General features: G+C 58.1%; 22 protein-coding genes. 14 read left to right on the forward strand and 8 right to left on the reverse strand.

Features of this window, described 5'->3' with window-relative positions:
- Positions 1-14 precede the first annotated feature (14 nt).
- Positions 15-1,628, reverse strand: coding sequence for a peptide chain release factor 3 (locus DWV20_RS07545; protein WP_118256718.1), 1,614 nt, complete (start codon positions 1,626-1,628; stop codon positions 15-17).
- Positions 1,629-2,187: 559 nt separating this feature from the next.
- Between DWV20_RS07545 and DWV20_RS07550 the strand changes: the two genes are divergently transcribed.
- The 4 genes from DWV20_RS07550 (at position 2,188) to DWV20_RS07565 (ending at position 5,112) form a co-directional block, all read left to right on the forward strand.
- Positions 2,188-2,568, forward strand: a complete 381-nt coding sequence (locus DWV20_RS07550; RefSeq protein ID WP_117758270.1) for a GntR family transcriptional regulator — start codon at positions 2,188-2,190, stop codon at positions 2,566-2,568.
- 23 nt (positions 2,569-2,591) lie between these two features.
- On the forward strand, positions 2,592-3,473 hold the full coding sequence (locus DWV20_RS07555; protein WP_117758271.1) for an ABC transporter ATP-binding protein: 882 nt from the start codon (positions 2,592-2,594) through the stop codon (positions 3,471-3,473).
- Positions 3,470-4,168 (forward strand): ABC-2 transporter permease, encoded by a 699-nt coding sequence (locus DWV20_RS07560; RefSeq protein WP_118256719.1) that lies wholly within the window; start codon positions 3,470-3,472, stop codon positions 4,166-4,168. The genes DWV20_RS07555 and DWV20_RS07560 overlap by 4 nt, the downstream gene beginning before the upstream one ends.
- A gap of 68 nt (positions 4,169-4,236) precedes the next feature.
- Positions 4,237-5,112 (forward strand): EamA family transporter, encoded by an 876-nt coding sequence (locus DWV20_RS07565; RefSeq protein WP_117640579.1) that lies wholly within the window; start codon positions 4,237-4,239, stop codon positions 5,110-5,112.
- A 94-nt stretch (positions 5,113-5,206) separates the two neighbouring features.
- On the opposite strand, the gene DWV20_RS07570 is transcribed toward DWV20_RS07565, so the two are convergent.
- The 3 genes from DWV20_RS07570 to DWV20_RS07580 all read right to left on the reverse strand — a co-directional run bounded on the left by DWV20_RS07570 (position 5,207) and on the right by DWV20_RS07580 (position 7,632).
- Entirely contained in the window at positions 5,207-6,511 is a 1,305-nt protein-coding gene (locus DWV20_RS07570; protein WP_117758273.1) for a chloride channel protein, read from the reverse strand.
- Between the two features lie 125 nt (positions 6,512-6,636).
- Positions 6,637-7,170: a TIGR00730 family Rossman fold protein gene (locus DWV20_RS07575; protein ID WP_117758274.1), complete on the reverse strand. Its 534-nt coding sequence runs from the start codon at positions 7,168-7,170 to the stop codon at positions 6,637-6,639.
- Between the two features lie 36 nt (positions 7,171-7,206).
- Positions 7,207-7,632, reverse strand: coding sequence for a potassium channel family protein (locus DWV20_RS07580; protein WP_055252221.1), 426 nt, complete (start codon positions 7,630-7,632; stop codon positions 7,207-7,209).
- A gap of 213 nt (positions 7,633-7,845) precedes the next feature.
- Between DWV20_RS07580 and DWV20_RS07585 the strand changes: the two genes are divergently transcribed.
- Both DWV20_RS07585 and DWV20_RS07590 read left to right on the forward strand, forming a co-directional pair.
- Positions 7,846-10,650: a transporter substrate-binding domain-containing protein gene (locus tag DWV20_RS07585; RefSeq protein ID WP_117758275.1), complete on the forward strand. Its 2,805-nt coding sequence runs from the start codon at positions 7,846-7,848 to the stop codon at positions 10,648-10,650.
- 41 nt (positions 10,651-10,691) lie between these two features.
- Entirely contained in the window at positions 10,692-11,171 is a 480-nt protein-coding gene (locus tag DWV20_RS07590) for a pyridoxamine 5'-phosphate oxidase family protein (protein WP_055252525.1), read from the forward strand.
- A 96-nt stretch (positions 11,172-11,267) separates the two neighbouring features.
- On the opposite strand, the gene DWV20_RS07595 is transcribed toward DWV20_RS07590, so the two are convergent.
- Positions 11,268-12,479, reverse strand: coding sequence for a MalY/PatB family protein (locus tag DWV20_RS07595; protein WP_118256720.1), 1,212 nt, complete (start codon positions 12,477-12,479; stop codon positions 11,268-11,270).
- Positions 12,480-12,591: 112 nt separating this feature from the next.
- Positions 12,592-13,329 (reverse strand): tRNA (N6-threonylcarbamoyladenosine(37)-N6)-methyltransferase TrmO, encoded by a 738-nt coding sequence (locus DWV20_RS07600; protein WP_233539798.1) that lies wholly within the window; start codon positions 13,327-13,329, stop codon positions 12,592-12,594.
- Between the two features lie 140 nt (positions 13,330-13,469).
- On the opposite strand from DWV20_RS07600, the gene DWV20_RS09905 reads away from it, so the two are divergent.
- The 3 genes from DWV20_RS09905 (at position 13,470) to DWV20_RS07615 (ending at position 15,733) form a co-directional block, all read left to right on the forward strand.
- Positions 13,470-14,297, forward strand: coding sequence for a TipAS antibiotic-recognition domain-containing protein (locus tag DWV20_RS09905; protein WP_118238016.1), 828 nt, complete (start codon positions 13,470-13,472; stop codon positions 14,295-14,297).
- A gap of 51 nt (positions 14,298-14,348) precedes the next feature.
- Positions 14,349-14,594 (forward strand): glutaredoxin, encoded by a 246-nt coding sequence (locus DWV20_RS07610; RefSeq protein ID WP_118094154.1) that lies wholly within the window; start codon positions 14,349-14,351, stop codon positions 14,592-14,594.
- An 872-nt stretch (positions 14,595-15,466) separates the two neighbouring features.
- Positions 15,467-15,733, forward strand: a complete 267-nt coding sequence (locus DWV20_RS07615; protein ID WP_118094936.1) for a ribbon-helix-helix protein, CopG family — start codon at positions 15,467-15,469, stop codon at positions 15,731-15,733.
- 152 nt (positions 15,734-15,885) lie between these two features.
- Here DWV20_RS07615 and DWV20_RS07620 read toward each other — a convergent pair whose 3' ends face one another.
- The gene (locus tag DWV20_RS07620; RefSeq protein WP_118256737.1) at positions 15,886-16,839 is read right to left on the reverse strand and encodes a tRNA-dihydrouridine synthase; all 954 of its coding nucleotides are present in this window, start codon (positions 16,837-16,839) and stop codon (positions 15,886-15,888) included.
- 45 nt (positions 16,840-16,884) lie between these two features.
- The gene (locus DWV20_RS07625) at positions 16,885-17,766 is read right to left on the reverse strand and encodes a LysR family transcriptional regulator (RefSeq protein ID WP_118256721.1); all 882 of its coding nucleotides are present in this window, start codon (positions 17,764-17,766) and stop codon (positions 16,885-16,887) included.
- Between the two features lie 150 nt (positions 17,767-17,916).
- On the opposite strand from DWV20_RS07625, the gene DWV20_RS07630 reads away from it, so the two are divergent.
- The 5 genes from DWV20_RS07630 to DWV20_RS07645 all read left to right on the forward strand — a co-directional run bounded on the left by DWV20_RS07630 (position 17,917) and on the right by DWV20_RS07645 (position 21,858).
- Complete coding sequence (locus tag DWV20_RS07630) at positions 17,917-18,765, forward strand: aldo/keto reductase (RefSeq protein ID WP_118256722.1); 849 nt, start codon at positions 17,917-17,919, stop codon at positions 18,763-18,765.
- Between the two features lie 7 nt (positions 18,766-18,772).
- Positions 18,773-19,792: an aldo/keto reductase gene (locus DWV20_RS07635; protein WP_118256723.1), complete on the forward strand. Its 1,020-nt coding sequence runs from the start codon at positions 18,773-18,775 to the stop codon at positions 19,790-19,792.
- A gap of 4 nt (positions 19,793-19,796) precedes the next feature.
- Positions 19,797-20,036, forward strand: coding sequence for a hypothetical protein (locus DWV20_RS09855; protein ID WP_147346315.1), 240 nt, complete (start codon positions 19,797-19,799; stop codon positions 20,034-20,036).
- A gap of 59 nt (positions 20,037-20,095) precedes the next feature.
- Positions 20,096-20,569, forward strand: coding sequence for a flavodoxin (locus DWV20_RS07640; RefSeq protein ID WP_118256724.1), 474 nt, complete (start codon positions 20,096-20,098; stop codon positions 20,567-20,569).
- 155 nt (positions 20,570-20,724) lie between these two features.
- A complete protein-coding gene (locus tag DWV20_RS07645; RefSeq protein ID WP_118256725.1) occupies positions 20,725-21,858 on the forward strand; it encodes a hypothetical protein in 1,134 nt (377 codons plus the stop codon).
- Positions 21,859-21,989 lie beyond the last annotated feature (131 nt).

Here is a 21,989-nt window from a genome sequence, read left to right on the forward strand (position 1 = left end):
ACCGCGCCGATGCGTTAAAAGGCTACGTTGCCAAACTCCGATAGGATAAGGTCGGGGTTGTGGTCGGTTGCCCAATCCACGTTCCACGGGCTCGTGAACAGCAGCAGCTTACCGCCGCGCATGTCCTCGACGCGCAGGGTGTCGCGCGTGAGCGAAAGGCCCGGGATATCGATGGTGTCGGGGTCGTTCTGGATCCAGCGGATGTCCGTATAGGGCAGTGGCTGGCGACGAACCTCAACACGGTACTCGGCCTTGAGGCGGCGCTCGAGCACCTCAAACTGCAGTACGCCGACCACGCCCACGATGACGCTCTCCATGCCGGCACCCAGCTCGCGGAAGATCTGGATGGCACCCTCCTGGGCAAGCTCCTCCATGCCCTTGACGAACTGCTTGCGCTTGAGCGTGTCGACCTGCGTAATACGAGCGAACATCTCGGGGGCAAACGTCGGGATCTGCGGATACTGCACGTGGCGCTTGCCGGAGCACACGGTGTCGCCGATGCTAAAGATACCCGGGTCGAACAGGCCCACGATATCGCCCGCGTACGCCTCGTCCACGATGGCGCGGTCATCGGCCATCATCGACGTGCCCGTAGCCAGCTTGAGCTTGCGGTTGCCCTGCATATGGAAGGCATCCATGCCGCGCTCGAACTTGCCCGAGCAAATGCGCACGAAGGCAATGCGGTCGCGGTGGTTCTTGTCCATGTTGGCCTGGATCTTAAACACAAAGCCGCTAAAGTCGTCACGACACGGGTCGACCGGCTCGCTGGTGAGCGTATCGGTATAGGCGCGCGGCGTCGGGGCCAGACGAAGGAACTCCTTAAGGAAGGGCTCCACGCCAAAGTTGGTGAGCGCCGAGCCAAAGAACGCCGGGCTCAGCTTGCCGCAGGCTACGGCATCCAAATCGAGCTCGTCGCCGGCGCCATCGAGCAGCTCGATGTCGTCCATCAGGTTCTTATGGTTCTCCTCGCCAATGAGCTCATCCATGGCGGGGTCGCCCAACTCGGCCTCGACCTCGGCGACCTTTTTGGTGGCGTTGGCGTGGCCGTCGCCCTCAAAGGCGATAACGCGACGGGTCTGACGATCGAACACGCCGCGGAAATTGCGGCCGCTGCCGATCGGCCAGTTCATAGGATACGTATTGATGCCCAGAACGTTCTCGATCTCTTCCATGAGCTCAAACGGATCGCGGGCCTCGTGGTCGAGCTTGTTCACAAAGGTGAAGATGGGAATGTGGCGCAGCGTGCAGACCTTAAAGAGCTTTTTGGTCTGGGCCTCGACGCCCTTGGCGCCGTCGATGACCATGACCGCGGCGTCGGCGGCCATAAGGGTACGGTAGGTATCCTCCGAGAAGTCCTGGTGGCCGGGGGTATCGAGGATGTTGACGCAGGCGCCGTTGTAGGTGAACTGCAGCACCGAGGAGGTAACGGAAATGCCGCGCTCCTTCTCGATGTCCATCCAGTCCGAGACGGCATGCTTGGCCGAACTCTTGCCCTTGACCGAGCCGGCGGTCTGGATACTGCCGGTATAGAGCAGCAGCTTCTCGGTAAGCGTGGTCTTACCGGCATCCGGGTGGCTGATGATCGCGAATGTGCGGCGCGACGAGATTTCATCCGACAGGCTTGCCATGCGGATCCTTTCTTGCATTGAGTGCATTACGTCGTTGAAACCGTACTATTGTAGCCGCGAAATCCCGCCATAGGGCACCTATCAGGACAAATTCATTAGCCAAGCTCGCTGTGCACCTGGCAGTCGCCTCAAGGACTGTCTCGATCTGTAACAGTAAGACGGGTTTTGAGCCTCTACCTGTTACAGATCAAGACAAACCGGCAGGCCCGCCGGCACAATCTCGATTTGTAACATCTGACCGCCCAAATTGGGTCTAGCTGTTACAAATCGAGATAAACAGGAAGGCAGGGAGCCAATGTCTCAATCTGTAACATCTAGCCGCGCAAATCGACTCTTACTGTTACAGACTGAGACAAATAGGCAAGCGGGCAAATAAGATCTCGATCTGTAACAGCAGGCGACCCAAAACGGACCCAGGTGTTACAGATTGAGATTGTTTTGGAGCAAGCGCGGCGCCGATGGGCTATTCCACATTTAGCTCTTGCATAACTGTGCATAGTATATATATACTGTGCTTACCGGTTATATACACGTGTAACCCAACAGCTAAGGAGCCGCTGTGGACATCATCCTATCCGATTCGAGCGATAAGCCTATCTACGAACAGATATCCTCACAGGTCAAAGCTCAGATCCTTTCGGGCACACTCACTGCGGGAGCCAAACTCCCCAGCATCCGCGCGCTCGCGAGCGATCTTGGCGTGAGCGTCATCACCACCAAGCGCGCCTACGCCGACCTGGAGCAGCTCGGGTTTATCTGCACCGTGCAGGGCAAGGGCTGTTTTGTCGCCGAGGGCAACCAGGAGCTCTTGCGCGAAAACCAGCTCTGCCATATCGAAGAACTGCTTGCGAAAGCGGCGAGCCAAGCCGAAGCCCTGGGCGTTACGCGCGACAAGCTGCACGAGATGCTCGACCTGATAGCCCCCGAAACCATGCAGTAGCCATCTGCAAGAAAGGCTATACCATGCAAAACCTTCTAGAACTCAAAGGCATCTCACGCCGTGTGAGCGACCGTTTTTCACTGCGAGACGTCACACTTGCCGTGGAGCCCGGCCAGATCGTTGGCTTTGTGGGCGCAAATGGCGCCGGCAAGACGACGACCATTCGCGCCGCGCTCGGGCTTATAAAGCTCGATGCCGGCGAGGCGCATCTGCTTGGACAGCGCTGCGACGCCAACGCGCCCGACGAGGCACAGCGCCACCTGCGCTCCCGCGTCGGCCTTGTCCTGGACACATGCCCCTTCCCCTCCACGCTCAAGGTGGGCCAGGTCGAGAGGCTCGTAGGCCCGGCGTACCCCACGTGGAGCTGCGAAACGTTCGCCGGATTCATCGACCGATTTGGCCTCGATCCCAAGACGAAGGTCAAGGACCTCTCCCGCGGCATGGGCATGAAGTTGCAGCTTGCCTGCGCACTCAGTCACAATGCCAAGCTGCTCGTTTTGGACGAAGCCACCGCAGGCCTTGATCCCATGGCGCGCGAGGAACTGCTCGACGAGCTGCTTGCCTTTGTCGCCGACGGCCAGCGCAGCGTGCTGCTCTCGAGCCACATTACGTCCGACCTCGATCACACCGCCGACCGCGTCATCTGCATCGATAACGGCTCGATTGTGTTTGACCTGCCGCGCGAGGACATTACTGACCGTGCTGGCATCGCTCACTGCACTCAGGCACAGGCCGCCGAGCTTATGGCTTGCGTCGAAGACGCCCGCGCCGCCCACCACGCCTACAGCGTGGACGTGCTTGTGCCCGACCGTCGCGAAACGCTCGAGGCCTTTCCAGAGATTCCCTGCGATCGGGCAACCATTGATGACTATCTTCGCCTCATGCTGAAAGGGGCTTCGAAATGAAACGCGCCTTTATGTCCGAGCTCGCCATCGTTCGCACGCTCGCCCCGAGCATCGCGGGCGTCGGCCTGTTCATCTTCGTCGTACTGGCCCTCGCCAACGCATCGGATGGCGATTCCGGTATGAGCGCCGGCGCCTGCGCGGTCAGTGCCATGTCGCCCATCATGGTCATGAGTTCGCTGGCCGGCTTCGACAATCAAAACGGATGGGAGCGTTATCGGGCGACGCTGCCCATCTCGCGCAAAGACATCATCTGTGCACGCTACCTGAGCATCATTGCCTTCTCGGCCGTTATGACCTGCGCCGCCGCGCTTTTGAGCATCATCACCTTTCCGTTCTTCGATCACATGGGCATGCCCTCGACGGGACAGATCGTCTTTGAGACCACGATAGCCTCCGCCGCATCGATGCTCATCTCCCTCATGATGGTGTTTCTGGCACAGCCGCTGTTCTTTCGATTTGGACACATGGAGGCGCTGCGCCTTTCCGTCGGCCTGTTTGCCCTGCTCGGATGCCTTGCCATGGCCACACTGAGCTCCTCCAACCCCATCAGCAACTGGCTCATGTCGATTGCTGGGGCGAATCCCGATCCCGCCGTCCTCGGCTGCCTGTGCGCAGGAATTGCCGTACTGGCCCTCGTGCTCTTTGCACTGAGTTGCGCCATCAGTACCAAGGTCTATCGAGCACGCGACCTGTAGGCAAGCGCGGTATCATCGGGCATGCGCCGCAGATCTGGCGCGGTCTTTTATGAGGAGGCGCTCAACCCGTGTCGTGGGTTACAGCAGCATTTGCATCAGCTTTCTTTGCCGGCATCACATCCATTTTGGCCAAATGCGGCATCAGGCACACCGACTCCGACGTTGCAACCGCCATCCGTACTTGCGTGGTGCTCGTATTTGCCTGGGCAATGGCGGGCATTTCTGGATCCATCGGAGCAATCGGCGCCATTCCCGCCAAAGCCTGGCTATTCCTCACCCTCTCGGGACTCGCCACCGGCGCCTCGTGGATCTGTTACTTTAAGGCGCTCAGCATCGGAGACGTCAACAAGGTTGTACCCGTCGACAAGATGAGCACCGTGCTCGCCGTGCTGATCGCCATAGTGCTTTTTGGTGAGACAGGCAACCTGGCGGTCAAGCTCGTGGGAACCGCAGTTATCACGCTCGGCACGTTTTTGATGATCGAGAAAAAGCAGTCCGTCGGCGCAGAGCAAAAGCAAGACCGAGCCTGGCTCGCTTACGCCCTCGGCGCCGCCGTGTTCGCGGCACTCACCTCCGTCCTCGCCAAGATCGGCATCGAAGGTGTCGAGTCAAACCTGGCCACGGCAATCCGCACCTGTGTGGTACTTGTTATGGCATGGGCAATCGTGGCTGCCAAGGGAAAGCTGGAGCAGGTCGCGCGCATTGACCCGCGCGAACTCGCATTTCTTGCGGCATCGGGCATTGCGACCGGCGCGTCGTGGCTGCTGTACTACTACGCCATCGCTGCAGGCCAGGTGAGCGTCGTCGTGCAAATCGACAAACTATCGATTGTCGTATCGGTGCTGTTCGCACGACTGGCCTTCAACGAAAAGCTGTCGCATCGAAGCGCCATCGGCCTTTTCCTCATCGTGCTGGGCACCGCCGCGCTCGCGATTTGGAAGTAGCGTCGGTGTCAGGCGAGATTCAGTCCACCCGCAAATCCGTGACACAGCGCCCACACCGGGCTTGAGATGTTTGTATTGCCCGCGCGCTACCGTGCTACTTGCGCAGCGGCTTGGGCAGCGGAATGCCCGCCGCGATGACGGCGGCGATGATCATGCAGACGATACCCTTGAGCGGGAAGCACATGAGCAGCAGGCCCACAACCATGACCGGCTGACGCATAACGACGCCCATCGTCGAGGCGGTGCAGACGGCGACGCAAAAGACCGGATCGGCGCCGGTGAGGATGGCAAGACCATAGCCCAGGCTCACACCCGAGAAGATAACCGGGAAGAAGTGGCCGCCACGCCAACCAAGGTTGATGAGGGCGGGCGTCAGCATGGCCTTAACAAGACCGGTCGCGATAAGCACGCCGGCGGGAATGGTCAGATAGGTCTCCATGAGCACGTCGGCTTGGGTCTCGCCGGCAAACATGGTGTAGGGCAGAGCCGTACCGCAGGCGGCAAGTACCAGACCGGCCAGCATTGCCTTAACGACAGGACGCTCTCCTATGGCCCGGGCAAACGTTTCGCTCGCGTGCTCAGAGACAAAGTACAGCCAGCCGCATACGGTGCCGACCAACGCCAGCGGAATGAGCCAGACAAGTTCCAGGTTGCCCACCTGAGCGGACTCGAACCTGGTCATGCCCATGCCGCCGCCCATAAGCTGGCCGAGCAGCAGGTAGGTACCCAGACCGCCGGCAATCGCGATGCCGTAGACCACGGTCTTTTGCGCCTTGGGCAGCTTGATGGTGATCTCGTCGGAGGCGGAATCCTCGTCTTCGTTGGCACCCTGACCGTCAGCACTTCCGGCGAGCGGCGCCACAAAGCCAAACACGGGCGCGGTAAAGAGTGCCGTCAGAGCAGCCTGGGTGCCCAGCAGCGTGAGCTCCCTAAACTCAGCTCCAAAGCGACGCATGCGGTCGCCGACCCAGCTGCACAGACCCGCGATAACGCCGGTCAGGCCGGCCTCCGGTCCAATGCTTCCGCCAAACAGCAGCGGCAGCAACGCCGCGAGCGAAAGCTTGCCCAGGTTGTCGTACGGATAGCGACCGTCTTGCTTAACCTTGGCCATTACCTGGTTGAGGTCATCGGTCTTGGTGCCCGTCATCTTTTCGTACAGGCCGATCAGCAGGCCGCCCAGCAGGCAGACGAAAAACGGATACGGCAAAAACCCGAACGGGCCGCTCGCGAGCTCGGGTGAAGCGACGCCCAGCATATGCGGGATCTCGGTCCATAGATAGTCGATACCGCGCTCCATCGCAAAGAAGAACAGCCAGACCGCGGTGCCCGCAAACGCACCGGTCGCAGCCACGCTCACTAAGAACAGCGCACGGTTTTTGGGTTTTGCAAGGGTATCCATCGGGACCTCCCGTGGTCAAATCGACAAAGATACGTTTTATTGTAGGACGAGCAGGCCTCGGGCGGGCTAACCATCTACGCCGCGAACGGTGCCGTTGGGTGCCGCACGAGCGATGAGCCTAAGGCTTAGGCGCCGATAATCGATGCGATTTGACGCAGGTCGTCGGCAAAGTAGATGCCGGTCTGGCGCTGCGGGCTCGATAGGCCCTTGTCGATCATGCGCCCGAGCAGCGACTTAAGATCGTTGTAGTAGCCCCCGAGGTTGTACAGGATGCACGGCGCATCGAGATGCCCCAACGACACGGCGGACATGACCTCGGCAATCTCCTCGAGCGTGCCCGTACCGCCCGGGAAGGCGATGAACGCGTCGCCGAGCTCGATCATCTTGGCCTTACGCTCGGCCATGTCACTCGTCACGATGAGATCGTCAATACCGTCGTGTTGAAACTCTGCCTCGATAAAAAAGCTCGGCTCAACGCCCGTCACATGCCCGCCAGCATTGAGCACGCTATCGGCAAGCGCGCCCATCAGGCCCGACTTGGAGCCGCCGTATACCAGCGCGTGGCCGTTGGAGCCAATCCACGTGCCGAGCTCTCGCACTGCAGGCAGAAACGCCGGGTCGTTGCCGACGCTCGCGCCCAGGTATACCGTGATATTCATATTCAGTCCCCCTCGTCGTGACGCGCGTCGCCCGTTCTAGCGTTGGCGTCGGCGATATTCGCGCACACGGCGCGACAGGTCGGCGAGCTCGTCACGATCGAGCTCTTCCAAATGCTCGAGATCGTCCATAAAGCGCGCCATGGTGTCCTTTTGACGCATCTTGATGAGCGTGTTGCAGTAGTTCACCGCCACGCCCGTGAGCATGGCGATGTAGAAGATGCTGATGACGCTCAAAACGACGGTGATAGCGCGGGCAACCGGCGTCTCGGCCGGGATATCACCGAAGCCGATCGTCGATACGGTCTCAAAGCTAAACCAGAGGCCGTCGCCAAACGTGAGGGTCGTGGGCTCGGACAGCCAGACGGCCGTCGAGCACAGCAGATAGAAGACGAGAAACAGGCCCGTGATGCGCGCAAAGCCAGCCTGGCGCAACACGTCAGCAAGCGTCCTCAACTTGTTCATCGCGACCTCTTTTCCCAGACGCCCAATCACATTCGCTCGGTATTGTCCCACGCCTCCCCCGCAAACGGAACTAGTCATTGGGGACGTTCTTAAATGACTAGTCAAACAAGAACGTCCCCAATGACTACCTGACCGTTTAGCGGTGCGGTGGCTGAGTGGGCAGGTTGAGCTGGTATCCTTATGTGATACTGTCTCGACTCGATAGGATTACATGTGAAACCTTCCGCCATCCTTCGTTTGGCTCTATATCGCACCCTAGCCGTCGCGGTTGCCGTACTCACCGTACTGAGCGCCGTCATGCCTGCCCCCGCCTTTGCCGCCGACTCCGACCACCAGGTCAAGACGGTCCGCGTTGGCTGGCTCGTCAACAACAAAGGCTTCCAGGAAGGCACGCCGGGCGAGCGCCTCTCGGGATGGGGCTACGAGTACCTCCAGACCCTCTCGTATTACACAAAGGGCTGGCAATACGAATACGTTAGCGGCACCTTCTCCGAGCTTATGGACATGCTCGAGGCAGGCGAAATCGACCTCATGCCCAACATCTCGTATTCGGCAGAACGCGAGCAGAAGCTGCTCTTTTCCTCAAATCCCGAGGGCACCGAGCGCTACTATATCTACGCCAGGCCCGACCGCGACGATCTAGCCAAGGGTGACCCTCAGGCGCTCCAAGGCCTCACCATCGGCTGCAACTCTGGCGTTATGCAAACTATCGTCGGCCAGCAGTGGCTCGCCAACGAAGACGTTACCTGCACCTATAAAGAAATCGACACCGGCAGCGCCCTCTTTGAGGCGCTTGCAGACGGCGAGGTCGACGCCGTCATCATGAACGACACCATTTCGTCGCCCGATGCGTCACCCATGTTCTACGTAGGCTCGAGCGACTACTATTTTGCCGTTCCCAAAAGCCGCCCTGACCTGATGAACGACATCAACGCCGCCATGACGACCATCGCCCGCGATAACCCGCGCTATAACGAGGAAGTCAAAACGAGTTACTCGACCCAAAACAGTGGCTCGTCATCGCTCACCGGCACCGAGACCACCTGGCTCAAAGAAAACGGCAATACCATCACGCTCGGCTATCTTAAAAACCAACTTCCCTACTGTACGCAAAATGACGACGGCGAGATGGAAGGGTCGCTCGCCTCGCTTGCAACGACGTTGCACGACAAGTTTGACATTACGGTCAAAACAATCGCACTCTCGAACAACAAGCAAATGATCAAAGCCCTTTCCAACGGGACCATCGATGTCGCCCTGCCGTTGTTTCGCGACTACTGGCTCGCCGAACAGACAGGGGTCATCCAGTCAAACTCGATGGGAACGGTTTCGCTGACCGCCATTCACAGTGGCAAAAACCTGAACAGCGACCTTAAGAACATCGCTTGTACAAAGAGCACAATCGTTAACCGTTTTGAGCTCGAAAGTCTCTTTCCGAACGCAACGGTAACCGAGTATTCGAATGACGGCGAGGTGCTCAAAGCCCTCGATGAGGGGAAGGCACGTTGCATCATTGTCCCCAGCACGCGCCTGGAAACTCTCCGCGACATCTACGACATCGAGGATTTCGAAACACAGGAACTCACCAACACGGCACAACTATCGTGTTTAATTTCGCGCGGCAAGCCCGAGCTGCTGGGAATCATCAATAAGGGCATCGTCAATGCAGGTGAATCGCTCTCTGCAAACAGCTATTTCCCCACATCGTACTCGGCGCAAGAATCGGATGCGTTCCGACTTCTCTACCGCAACCGCATCGTCATTGCGGCAGTCGTCATTTGCATTTTGCTCACCGGCATCGTCATCCTTGTCTGGTCGCTTTACCGCGCACAGGAGGAACGGCAGAAAGCCGATGCCGCCAACGCCGCCAAAACCGCTTTCCTCACGCGCATGAGCCACGACATCCGCACGCCGCTCAACGGCATCCTGGGCCTTATCGAAATTGAGGAATTGAGAGAAGGCGACATGCAGGTCGCCCGCGAAAGCCGCGCCAAGGCGCGCGTTGCCGCCAATCACCTGCTGTCACTGATTAACGACATCCTCGAGATGGGCAGGATCGAGGAGCGCAAAGTGACGCTCGAGCACGAATCATTCAACCTTAAAGAGCTGTGCGACAATGCGCTCGTACTGTGCAAGCTCCGCGCATCGGACCGCGGCATAACCATGCTCGACACCAGCGAGCCCTACGCTGTCGACCAATATATGATCGGCAGCCCCACCCATATTCGGCAGATCCTTGTCAACCTGCTCGACAACAGCATCAAGTACAACAAGCACGGAGGCACCGTCACGTTCTCATCGACCATCAAACCGGTCGACGACGAGCACGCCGTGTTTTGCTTTAGCGTCTCGGATACCGGCATTGGTATGACATCCGAGTTTTTGGCACACATTTACGAGCCGTTTGCCCAGGAAGGCGACGATGCGCGCAGCAAGTTCCAAGGAACCGGCATTGGCATGTCTATCGTCAAATCGCTCATCGATATGATGGGCGGCACGATTGAGATTTCGAGTGAGGTTGGCGTGGGGAGTACGTTTGACGTCCGGATTCCGCTCGATATCGACAAGAACCCTCAGATAAAAGAGTGTGCAGACACGCAGGTAAGCAGCTGCTCACTCGCCGGCATGAACGTCCTTTTGGCAGAAGATAACGAACTCAATGCCGAGATTGCCCAAGCTCTGCTCGAAAGCGAAGGCATCGTCGTGACTCGCGCCGCCGACGGCAACGAAACGGTCGATCTATATGTTGGTCGTCCCACCGGCAGCTTCGATGCAATCCTGATGGACATCATGATGCCGGGCATGGACGGCTACGAGGCAACCCGGGCGATCCGCCTGAGCGAAAAGGCCGATGCGGCCGACATCCCCATCATCGCGCTCACCGCCAACGCCTTTGCCGAAGACGCCAAGGCGGCACACGACGCCGGCATGAACGCCCATCTGCCCAAACCGCTCGACTTTAGCAAGCTCAAAAACATACTCGCCTGTATCAAGAAAAATGGGGCTGTTTCGCTATAGTTTGTGCTCAACCACCATGCGCAGTAGAAAGGAAGCCAACGATGTTTAGGCCCTTACGTCGAAAGAAACGCGCCATCACCGACGAGAAAGCGCGCGAACTGCTCGCTACCTGCAAGCGCGGCGTCTTTGCCGTCAACGGCGATGATGGCTACCCCTATGCCATTCCCGTCAACTACTTCTTTGACGCCGAGCACGACAAGATTTATTTCCATGGCGCCAAGGCTGGCCACAAGGTCGATTCACTCAAGCATGATGATAAAGTCTGCTTTACCGTTTACGGCAACGAGTGGTACAAGGACGGCGACTGGGCTCCCTACGTTATGAGTACCGTTGTCTTTGGTCGTTGTCGCCTGGTAGATGAAGCGCCCGCGTTTATCGAGGACAAAGTCCGTCAGCTCGCGCTTAAGTACTACCCTTCTGCCGAAGAAGTCGAGGAGGAGATCGCCAAAGACATAAAGGGCGTCCAACTCTACGAGATTTCGATTGAACATCTTTGCGGCAAGCAGATTCATGAAAAGTAGCGAATGCGGAAAACGCGCTCGCTACCCTCTGCACCCCATGTGCCCACGCATTTTGACGGCGTGGGCACATGGGGCAGCACTCGAATCGAGCGCCCCCTATACCCCAAAAACGTAGCGGTCCAGGCGCTCACACGCCTCCTTTACCCGCGAAAGCGGCAGTGCCAGATTCACGCGGATGTGACAGGGCCCGTGGAACGGGCGGCCGTCCTGATACCCCACGCCCACGCGCGCCCCCTCGTCGAGCAGCCACTGAATATCGCGGCCATGCTCGAGGCACCACTCGGTGCAGTCCAGAAACACCATGTACGTGCCCTGCGGACGCGAATAGCCCACGCCCTCAAAATGCTCGTCCACGTAATCGCAGAAGTAGTCAATGTTGCCCTGGATGACCTGATTGAGCTCATCGACCCACTCGTAGCCCTGCGGCTGGTAGGCGCCGATAAGCGCGTGCATCGAAAGGACGTTCATCTCGTTGTAGTGAGTCTTGTTGGACACGGCGCACACGCGGTCGCGCAGCGTCTCGTTATAGATGATGTGGTAGCTGCCGACCAGGCCCGCCAGGTTGAACGTCTTGCTGGGCGCGTAGAGGGCAACCGTGCGCATGCGGGCATCCTCGCTCACCGACTGCGTCGGGATATGTCTGTGACCCGGCAGGATGATATCGGACCAAATCTCATCCGAGATCACCACGCAATCGTGCTGGCGATAGATGTCCATGGCACGTTCGATCTCGTCGCGCTCCCATACGCGGCCGCAGGGATTGTGCGGCGAGCAGAACACCGCGGCGTGGATGTGGTTTTGGACGAGCTTGTGCTCCATGTCCTCAAAGTCCATGCGCCACACGCCCTGGTCGTCGAGCTTAAGCGGGCTGTGGACAATGCGATAGCCCGCGGCTTCGATGGACTTGGTAAAGCCGATGTAGGTAGGGCTGTGGACCAGCACCGCATCGCCCGGCTGGACATACGCCCGCAGGGTCGACACGACACCGCCCAGCACGCCGTTTTCGTAGCCGATATGCTCCGGGAGCAGACCCTCGACGCCATTACGTCGGCTCTGCCATTCGATGATGCGGTCGAAGTACTCGTCGCGCGGATCGAAATAGCCAAACATGGGATGCTGGGCGCGCTGAATGATGTGCTCCTGGACCGTGGGCACCGTGGCAAAGTTCATGTCCGCCACCCACATGGGGATGCGGTCGAAGCCCTCGTCGGGCGCGTTCGGAGCCATGCCAGGGATCTCGCCCCAGGAGTCAACGGCGATGGCGTCCATGCCGTGGCGGTCGATAAGCGAAGTAAAGTCGTATTTCATGCTGAGCTCCCGTGCAAAGCGGATTGTTTTGATAGGCGTTATTGTCCACCAGCGTGGGCGATTTTGGCACGGGGTTTGGCGTTGAATTTGGCGAGCGCCGTCGAATGGCCAGCTAGTCCCGTGCGTCGTTGACGGCGGTTACCGTCAAGCTGGTTCCATCAACCGTAAACGATATGTCGAGCCCGGCGTAAGCCAAGTGGTACACGCGGTTTGGCTCGTGCTTGCTGCCCGCGCGGCGCGGATCTTGGCGAAGGACCTCTATCAAGCCGGAGAGCTTTGCGGGCGGGACCATATCCTGCAGCGCATGCGGAAACTCAACGTCGAGATCTTGCCACGGCGCATCCTCAATCCAGCCGCCTGTCGCATCCGGGTGACAGTCCGCAAACGGAATGTAGGGCTTAATGTCGTAGATGGGCGTGCCGTCGCGCAGATCGGCCCCTAGCACATGGATGATGGGGGCGTCGTCGTTAAGCTCCACGCGGTCGAGCTTGACGCAGGTAAGACCGATGGGATTGGGGCGAAACGGGCTGCGTGTGGCAAATACGCCCACGCGCTCGGCTCCACCCAAGCGCGGCGGTCGCACGGTCTTCGACCACTTGGCGTTGGTGCCAGACCTGTCCTGCGTCTTGGCATCGGCGGCGATGTCTTCCGCCGTGCCGCCGGGCGTTCCGTTTTCAAAGCGCCAGAGCAGCCACAGGTGCGAGAAGGAGTCCAAGCCCTCAACCGCCGCGTTGGAAGCATATTCCGGCTCAAAGACAATGCGCCCCTCAAGATGGGGCGCCAAAAAGCTGTTGCGCGGGATGCCGAACTTCTGCGGCAGGTCGGTATGTATGTGTGCAATAGGTTCCATGCCGGTCATTGTACGGCACAGGCGCGCGGGGCGCAGGCTGCGATTCTCTCTCATCGTCATCTGCATGCAACCAACGGTTGCTTGGAAGGACATCGGCTGCCGCGTATGCTTAAGCCAACAAGCAGCAGAAAGGAGCCATTATGGCCTTTGCAGAAAAGCTCATCGCCATCCGCCGCGACAACAACCTTACCCAAGAGCAGCTCGCCGCCAAGCTCTTCGTCACACGCCAAGCCGTCAGCCGTTGGGAGCGTGGCGAAGTCACCCCGGGCATTGACATGATGAAGCTCATTGCCGCCGTAACCGGAGAGCCGCTGCCCCACCTGCTCGAAATGCCCGAGCACTATTGCCAGAGCTGCGGCATGATACTCACGCCCGACGACTACGGCACCGACGCCACGGGCGCCACGACCGATCATTACTGCAAGTGGTGCTACGACCACGGCAAGTACACCTATGACACCACCATGGAGGCGATGATTGAGGATTGTGCCCCGCGTCTGGCACAAAACACCGGCATGTCGCTCGATGAAGCCGTCTCGCTCATGGGCGCCGTGCTGCCGCAACTGGAGCGCTGGCGCTCCGTGCACGAAAACGAGGAGCGCTACGGTGCCGAGGCGCGAGCGCGCTATGGCGACGAGGCGATCGACGCCGCAAACGAAGCACTGCTGGATATGGATCCCGAGACATGGAACGACATGAAGGAACTTGAACGCGCTATTCTGGGCCAGCTCTCGATTGCCATGGGCGACGGCGATCCAAAGAGTAACGAAGCCCGCAAGCTTGTCGCAATGCACCGCCGATGGATTGGCCTTAACTGGGGACACGAGCCCCAGGACGAAGCATACCTGGGCCTCGCCAATGGTTATCTTGCCGACCAGCGCTTTGTTGACTACTACGACAACCCCTGCGGCACCGGAGCCACAGCGTTTCTGGTACAGGCAATCGAGTCGTCGTTGACGCGTGCATAGACCGCGGCGGCTTTGGGTATTTCAATCGAAACCTCAACCGATTGGAGACCTATGGCTACTGATCACGAGCTCGCGCTCTACGTTATGACCGGCTGCCCGTATTGCATAAAGGTCAAGCGTTTCCTGGCCGATAACGGCGTGACCATCCCCGAGCGCAACATCTCGACCGATACCGAAGCCGAGCAGGCACTCATCGCCATCGGCGGAAAACGCCAGGTTCCCTGCCTGTTCATCGACGGCAAACCACTCTACGAATCGAGCGACATCATCGCGTGGATACAGAAGAACCTGCTCTAGTACGCAATTGCAGTCGGCTCGCCCCGACGTCCAAGCCCATACGACCCAAACATGTACACCAGCATCCAAAGTCGACGTTTTTCGACATCTTTGGATGCTGGTGTACAGCTTTTTGCATGGCCCCGGCACAGGTAGTCGTTGGGGACGTTCTTAAATGACTAGTTGTTTGAGACAGCCTTTGGATTATGGCTGTTTGGGGCCATCTGACGTCTCTGGAAAGGGCTCCTTAGAGGGCCGTGTTCAAAAAATGGCAAATATGAGTACTGCTACTTGTTTAGTAACAGCAATTTTAATCATTTCAGGGATCATTCAACGCCCCAAGCGCCCACAGACGGCGTTATTTCTCCCCATATGTTCAATAAAAGAGACGCCTAATGGTATTAAATCTCATCAGGGACCTCATTTTTGAACAAAATAAATGCAACCATAATGGCAACAGTACTCATATTTGCCCTTTTTTGCACACAGCCCTCCAGAATAGTCGTTAGGAACGACTCAAAATGGCAATTCCGGCACTTAGATGCTCTCTTCTTGAATGACTAGTTGTTAAAGAACACTCAGCGACTACTCCAATTCGCGACACACTGTGTCGCGAATTGAGCTGTTCTCACCACCGAAGACCGGTGAAAGCTCCTGGCCAGAATCTCGATAGTTTGTTAAAGTGCCCCCTCTGCAGGTTCAATGAGCGCTCATGTTCCAGACTAGCAAGTGAAGAAATATCGAAGCCATCGATGCTCATTTCCTATCGAAAAAACTAGTCAATACACGCTAATTAGCTTGATAAACTGCTTGTATTTTTGTCTACAAAACTGTATACAAAAAGAGATTCCGGTAACCAGCGCTCGACATTATGTCAATCGATAGGAGGCGCTATGGACGCCAAGCAGCTTGAAAAGATGATGGGGTTTGCCCCCGGAGAGTTGGAGAAAGCCGCGGAGGCATACGAAAAAGATGAATGGCCGAAGGGTCGCACCATCAAGCCGGGAAGGCCGTCGATCTCTGATGAGCCAAGCGTTGTTTTATCGGCACGTGTGGGTAAGTCTGTTCTTGAAGCCTTTGACGCAAAAGCAAAGCGCCATGGGCAAACACGCACGGAGCGACTCAGAGAGCTCATCACGCTCGATGCAATGATTGCTTAGACTCCACTCTCCCGCCGACCCAAACATGTACGCCAGCATCCAAAGTCGACATTTTTCGACATCTTTGAATGCTGGCGTACAGCTTTTTTGCAACATAGTCATCGGGGACGTTCTTAAATGACCAGTCGTTAAAGAACGTCCCCGATAACTAACTAGCCGTGGAAGCGGGCTATAGGCGCAAGTGGCTGCTCGCGAAAGACACGCTCGACGGCGGCACGGTATTCGTCGACCTTTTTAGTCTTGCGTACGAGCTTGTGAACGGTAGCGGGGTCGGCGAAGGCGCATTTGGCGTAGAACCACCACTCCTTCATGCGAAAGACCGCGTTGCCGCCAATCTCTTCCGCATAGGCCGCAAACAGCATGTCATGGAAACGCTGCAGTTCGGCTGCCGTGGCAGCAGGGCCACCCTTAACCATGCGAGCCAGCGCGGGGTTCGCGAGCAAGCCGCGTCCCAGCATTACATGGTGCGTGCCGGGATAGGCCTCCACCAGCGCATCCATGTCCTCAAGATCAAAGATGTCGCCGTTATAGGCCACGGGGAATGGCGCGCGATCCAACGTCTCGCCGTAAAACGCTTTGCGCGGCGAACCCGTATAGCGATCCCTCTGTACACGCGGGTGCACGATCAGCTCTGTCAACGGCATGCGGCAGTACAGATCGAGCACGCGCCCGTATTCGTCGTCACTCTCCAACCCCAGCCTGGTCTTTACCGACACCGGCAACGGCGACCGCTCGCACACATCGCTCAGGAACACCTCGAGCTCATCGAGGTTGCGCAGAAAGCCCGACCCTTTGCCCTTCGCGACAACCGTCCCCGAGGGGCAACCAAGGTTGAGATTGACCTCGCGGTAGCCCATGTCGGCGAGCACGTGTGCTGCCCACACAAACTCGTCCGCATTCTTGGACATAAGCTGGGGAACGACATTAAGTCCCTGGTTATTGGCAGGATCGATCTCCTTAAACGCCTTGCCGCCAAAGCGGTTTCCCACCCGCGGCGGCGGCAAAAACGGCGTGTAATAACAATCGAGCGCGCCGAAGCACTCCGCATGCACGCGACGGAACACATGCCCGGTAATCCCCTCCATAGGGGCCAGCGATAAATACATCAACATCCATTCTCAAATCAATGTGACAAAGGGACTGTCCCTTTGTCACATCCCATTCAAGCGGTTCAGGAACTCTTCGCAGGCGCGAGAACGCAGGCGATATTTTTTCCACACCAGATACGATGCAATGGTGAGCGGCGGCTCAAACGGGATAAAACGCAGGTCGCTGCTTTCATCTATCTGCAACAAGCTTCCAATACCAACCGCACATGCGGTGCCCGAACGCACCAGGTGCGACGCGTTGCCGATCAGATCGAAATGCCCCACGACGTTGAGGTCATCGAAGCTGAAGACGCCGCCCGACCACACTTCGAGATCGAACGCTCGATTCGAGGTACGCGAACTCACCAGCAGCGGCATCTTCGCCACGTCCGCAGGCGTTAACACGTCCAGGCCACCCCATGGACCGCTCGCGGCGACAACGGCGCCGGCCCGGTCAGCCTCAGGCATACGGATCCACTCGTATTTCTCGACGTTAACGGGCTCCAACAGCAGGGCAAAGTCGAGCAAGCCACGCTCCAAGCGCTCCTCCACCGCATCGGCATTGCCGGTATAGAGCTCAATCGTCACTCCGGGATGACTCCGATGCAGCTCAGCAAAAGTATCGAGCACCAGCCGCATCGATTTGGTTTCGCCGGCTCCAATGCGGATAACGCCTGCAATGCCGAGCTCCCGATCCGCCAACTCTAGCTCGGTCTGTTCCACCAGCAAGACAATCTCCTCGGCGCGCTGGCGCAAGCGCATGCCATCGCTCGTGAGCACACACGATCGATTGGTGCGCTCGAACAGCTCCACGCCCAGCTCGCGTTCCAAATCGGCTATCTGGCGCGAGAGCGTGGGCTGCGTCACATGTAGCACGTTAGCAGCTTCGGTCATGTTTTCCTCGCGGGCCACAGCAAGAAAATAACGCAGCGTTCGCAGCTCCATGATTGCTCCTTCGTGCACAACGGAGAACTTCATTCGGTCCAATTCGTTTCACATACATAATCCGTATATCTAGCTAGTTGCTATAGGAAATATACATTATCAAATCTCGGAACTATCGTTACAGAAGAGAACCATCGAGAAAGGAAGCGCATGGAATACATCACGCTCAATAACGGCATCAAAAGCCCCCAGCTAGGACTTGGCACGTATCTGCTTAAACCCGACGATGCCCAATCGTCGGTTACCTCCGCACTCGGCATGGGGTATGAGCTCATCGACACTGCCAATGCATACGTGAATGAGCGAGCAGTGGGTCGTGGCGTGCGCGAATCAGACTTGCCACGCGAAAACGTGTTTCTCGAAACCAAGCTCTGGCCCTATTTTTACAACAGCGACACCGCCGTTGACGAAACGCTCGAGCGTCTGAACACACCTTACATCGACCTCATGATTCTGCACCAACCCGCAGGCGACTACTTGGCGGGCTATGAGAAGCTTGAGATCGCGTACAAGGAAGGCAAGCTCCGCTCCATCGGAATCTCCAATTTCGACGAGAACGAAATCGAGAAGCTTCTCGCAAATTGCGAGATCGTTCCATCCCTTATTCAGGTCGAGTGCCATCCGTATTTCCCGCAGACCGAACTGAAGAAGCTGCTCGCCCAGCACGACATTGCGTTGCAGGTGTGGTACCCGCTCGGCGGGCGCGGTAACAGCAGCATCATGAACGAACCCGTCGTGCGCGACCTCGCTGTCAAGTATGGCAAAACGCCTGCTCAAATCATTATGCGTTGGCATATCCAAGAGGGAAATATCGTCATTCCAGGCTCCAAGAATCCGACGCACATCGCCGACAACATCGATGTCTTCGACTTCGAGCTCACGGACAGCGACATGACCGCCATGGCTACCCTCGATCGCGGGAAACCCTTCTATGAGCGCACGCCCGAGAAGCTTGCGCAATATGCCGCCTGGCACCCCGACGTTGAGAACCAGAAATAGGAGCATCATGCAGTACACAACCCTTGGCCATTCCGGCATTAAAGTCTCTAAACTCTGCCTGGGAGGCATGAGCTTTGGCGAGCCCAGCCCCGACTTTCATCAGTGGACCATCGGACCCGACGGCACACGCGCCGTCATCAAACGCGCACTCGACACCGGAATCAACTTTATCGATACCGCGAACTGCTACAGCTTTGGCACGAGCGAAGAGTACATTGGCGCCGCCCTGCGCAATCTGGGAATCGCTCGCGAGAGCGTCGTGCTGGCTAGCAAGGTTCACTTCAACGAGGGCGGCCTTTCCGCCAACGCCATCAAACGCGAGATCGAAGGCTCGCTCAAGCGCTTGGGCACCGATTACCTAGACCTCTACATCATTCACCGCTTCGATTACGACGTTCCCATGGAAGAGACCATGGAGGCGCTCAACGACTTGGCGCGCGAGGGCAAGGTTCGCGCGCTCGGCGCCAGCGCTATGTATGCTTACCAGCTGCACAACCTGCAGATCGTCGCGCGCGACCACGGATGGACGCCCTTTACGAGCATGCAGTGCCACTACAACCTGCTGTACCGAGAGGACGAGCGCGAGATGATCCCGGTGTGCCGCCAGTTTGACATGGCCCTTACGCCATACAGCCCCATGGCTTCGGGACACCTCTGCCGACCCACGTGGGAAAGCTCGAGCACACGCGGCACCACCGACACGACCATGGCCAACAAGTACGACCATGATCGCGCCATCGACATGCCCGTCATTGAGCGCGTGGCCAAGATTGCCGCCGATCACGACGTGCCGATGTCGAGGATTGCGCTGGCATGGCACTGGGCACGTGGTGTGGCGGCCCCCATCGTGGGCTGCTCCAAGCCCGGGCGCGTCGACGATGCCGTGGCCGAGCTCGACGTAACGCTCTCGCCCGCCGAGATCGAGTTCCTCGAAGAGCTCTATCAACCGCACGCGCTCGTTGGCCCCAAGGCCCGTCCCGGCGAAAAGCCGCTTGCCGGCACCACCAAGGTCAAAACCACAAAGTGATGCCATGGACGACAACATCATCGACAGCCTACGCGACGCCGGTTGCAGCGAAGAGTTTATCGAGCTATACGGCACTGCTGCCAGCGACTGTGCGCGCATTTGCCTACTAAAACGGCATCGCCGCGAATTGCTCAACGATATACACGCGGGGCAACAGAAGCTCGAATGCCTTGACTATCTCATCTATCGGCTACGCAACGCCTCAACCGGATGCTGTTCAAGCCGCTCGGTATCGCGGCCATGAGGCGGCACTTAATAGCACCTCACCATAAAACCTAACCCTCAGCAACGAAAGGGACTCCAATGGCTAAGACACTTGTGGCATATTTCAGCGCATCGGGAACAACGATGGACGTTGCGAGCCGCTTGGCTCGCGTGACGGACAGTGACCTGTTCGCCATTGTGCCCGTCAATCCATACACGAGCGCCGACCTCAACTGGCGCGACAAGCAGAGCCGCAGCACACGCGAGGCCGCCGACCCCTCCTGCCGCCCCGCCATAACCTCTAGAGTGGAGCACATCGAAGGCTACGACACCATCTTTTTGGGTTTCCCCATATGGTGGTACGTGGCACCGGCGATTATCAACACATTCCTTGAGTCTTACGACCTGACAGGCAAGACGATCGTCCTGTTTGCCACTTCGGGCGGAAGCGGAATGGGAAAGACGGCGTCGGTCCTTAGGGCAAGCGCTCCGGGTGCAAAGATCGTTGACGACGGCATCCTCAACAACGCAAGCGACACCGAACTCAAGAGGTTCGCAGCAGGGTACCTCTAACGCAAAAAAGGCGCAAATGACGAACCCATCGAATTGTCGAGTTGTCGTGGCACTTTTGCCGTATGACCTGCGCTCACCGATGGCGGGATTCTCTATACTGAGTCACATATGACGGCATCGCGCCACAACGACCGCCACGACTCCAAGGACCGGCTATGGCAACACTCTCCGAACAAGAACGTAAGCGCATCCAGCGATACTGCATCTGCCCCAAGGTTGCCGGCGCGGCGCTTGCCATGGCATTCGTGCTGCCCTTATTGATTATTCCTTTCGAAATGATCGACGACATCGTCTTCCATCACGAAGGCTTCCAAGAGACGGGCATGATGACCGCCTTGGTGCTCACCGCCATCGAGCTCGTCATATTCTGCTACTGTGCCCTCGCGCCGCGTTTTGGCATGCGCGGCAAGCAGTGGAAGGAAATGCAGAACCGGCTCGCCGTCGAGCAGAGCGAGAAAGACCGCTCGGCACAAATCGCAGGCGTTGTTGGCACGCAGGGCGCCGCACGCCTGCTCAAGAACAGCGACAACGAGACCGCACGCAACCTGGGCGGCACGGCAGAAGTCGCCGCTGCCGTAGGCGCCGTCGCCACCGCGGCAGATGTGCTTGCCGAGAGCTTCGCCAACGCAAAGGCTATGGCAGAGGCCTGTGGCGTGCCTATCCCCCGTGCAAAAAAGTGGATCGTCGCGCTTGTGGCGCTGCCCCTCGCAATTGTGTGCGGCGCCTATATCCCGCAGCTGGCGCAGGGAAACATCGAGATGCAGGAGAACGCCGCGGCCGCGGCCGAGCAGATCGCCATCGCACGCAAGGCATTAGAGCCCTCATGCGAGTACGTGTCCGCCGATGACCCCTACGAGCGATATCAAGATTACGGCTATCACGTCCGCGGCTATCTGCACGACGGCGACTCGGATACCCAAAAGACCTATACGTACCTGGATTTTGACAACAAGGGAACGCTCACGGAAGTGAGCTACGCGGCAGAGATCGACCCCGATGCGAGCCTCGAGGACAACCTTACCCGTATCGAGCTCGACCTTGACGAGCTTTCCTCTGCCGTCCAAACCATAAACGTCAAGGCCACAAGCCCCGAGCTCCTAGCAGCGCAGAAGCTTCCCGAAGAGTTTAGGCAGACTTTTTTGAACGGCTCGCTCTACGAGAGAATCTCTATCAGGACGAGTGGCGACTCCATTAAAGCGTATTACTCGTTTGATACGGATCCTAAGGACGAGTTTGACGAGTACACCCATCCAATCATCCGCATCACGCTGATGAGCAAAACAAACTAGAAGGCGCGGGAGGGGCCATCCCCTTCCCGCGCCTTCTATCAAACACGACGGGCATCAAAACCGCTCGGTCTTACAGGTAAAGCTCCGGCTCCCTGTGCCTGGAGCATTCTTTTTCGAGCCTCATTGCCGTG

The sequence above is a fragment of the Collinsella sp. AF02-46-1 genome, assembly GCF_003465825.1.
Lineage (GTDB): Bacteria > Actinomycetota > Coriobacteriia > Coriobacteriales > Coriobacteriaceae > Collinsella.

What these genes read in the sequence shown, in the direction of transcription:
- DWV20_RS07570 (WP_117758273.1), bottom strand. Translation starts at nt 6,511, where the DNA reads ATGGATACCCTTGCAAAACCCAAAAACCGTGCGCTGTTCTTAGTGAGC.
- DWV20_RS07615 (WP_118094936.1), top strand. Translation starts at nt 15,467, where the DNA reads ATGGACGCCAAGCAGCTTGAAAAGATGATGGGGTTTGCCCCCGGAGAG.
- DWV20_RS07645 (WP_118256725.1), top strand. Translation starts at nt 20,725, where the DNA reads ATGGCAACACTCTCCGAACAAGAACGTAAGCGCATCCAGCGATACTGC.
- DWV20_RS07560 (WP_118256719.1), top strand. Translation starts at nt 3,470, where the DNA reads ATGAAACGCGCCTTTATGTCCGAGCTCGCCATCGTTCGCACGCTCGCC.
- DWV20_RS07630 (WP_118256722.1), top strand. Translation starts at nt 17,917, where the DNA reads ATGGAATACATCACGCTCAATAACGGCATCAAAAGCCCCCAGCTAGGA.
- DWV20_RS09905 (WP_118238016.1), top strand. Translation starts at nt 13,470, where the DNA reads ATGGCCTTTGCAGAAAAGCTCATCGCCATCCGCCGCGACAACAACCTT.
- DWV20_RS07620 (WP_118256737.1), bottom strand. Translation starts at nt 16,839, where the DNA reads ATGTATTTATCGCTGGCCCCTATGGAGGGGATTACCGGGCATGTGTTC.
- DWV20_RS07580 (WP_055252221.1), bottom strand. Translation starts at nt 7,632, where the DNA reads ATGAACAAGTTGAGGACGCTTGCTGACGTGTTGCGCCAGGCTGGCTTT.
- DWV20_RS07635 (WP_118256723.1), top strand. Translation starts at nt 18,773, where the DNA reads ATGCAGTACACAACCCTTGGCCATTCCGGCATTAAAGTCTCTAAACTC.
- DWV20_RS07640 (WP_118256724.1), top strand. Translation starts at nt 20,096, where the DNA reads ATGGCTAAGACACTTGTGGCATATTTCAGCGCATCGGGAACAACGATG.
- DWV20_RS07575 (WP_117758274.1), bottom strand. Translation starts at nt 7,170, where the DNA reads ATGAATATCACGGTATACCTGGGCGCGAGCGTCGGCAACGACCCGGCG.
- DWV20_RS07590 (WP_055252525.1), top strand. Translation starts at nt 10,692, where the DNA reads ATGTTTAGGCCCTTACGTCGAAAGAAACGCGCCATCACCGACGAGAAA.
- DWV20_RS07625 (WP_118256721.1), bottom strand. Translation starts at nt 17,766, where the DNA reads ATGGAGCTGCGAACGCTGCGTTATTTTCTTGCTGTGGCCCGCGAGGAA.
- DWV20_RS07555 (WP_117758271.1), top strand. Translation starts at nt 2,592, where the DNA reads ATGCAAAACCTTCTAGAACTCAAAGGCATCTCACGCCGTGTGAGCGAC.
- DWV20_RS09855 (WP_147346315.1), top strand. Translation starts at nt 19,797, where the DNA reads ATGGACGACAACATCATCGACAGCCTACGCGACGCCGGTTGCAGCGAA.
- DWV20_RS07600 (WP_233539798.1), bottom strand. Translation starts at nt 13,329, where the DNA reads ATGGAACCTATTGCACACATACATACCGACCTGCCGCAGAAGTTCGGC.
- DWV20_RS07545 (WP_118256718.1), bottom strand. Translation starts at nt 1,628, where the DNA reads ATGGCAAGCCTGTCGGATGAAATCTCGTCGCGCCGCACATTCGCGATC.
- DWV20_RS07595 (WP_118256720.1), bottom strand. Translation starts at nt 12,479, where the DNA reads ATGAAATACGACTTTACTTCGCTTATCGACCGCCACGGCATGGACGCC.
- DWV20_RS07610 (WP_118094154.1), top strand. Translation starts at nt 14,349, where the DNA reads ATGGCTACTGATCACGAGCTCGCGCTCTACGTTATGACCGGCTGCCCG.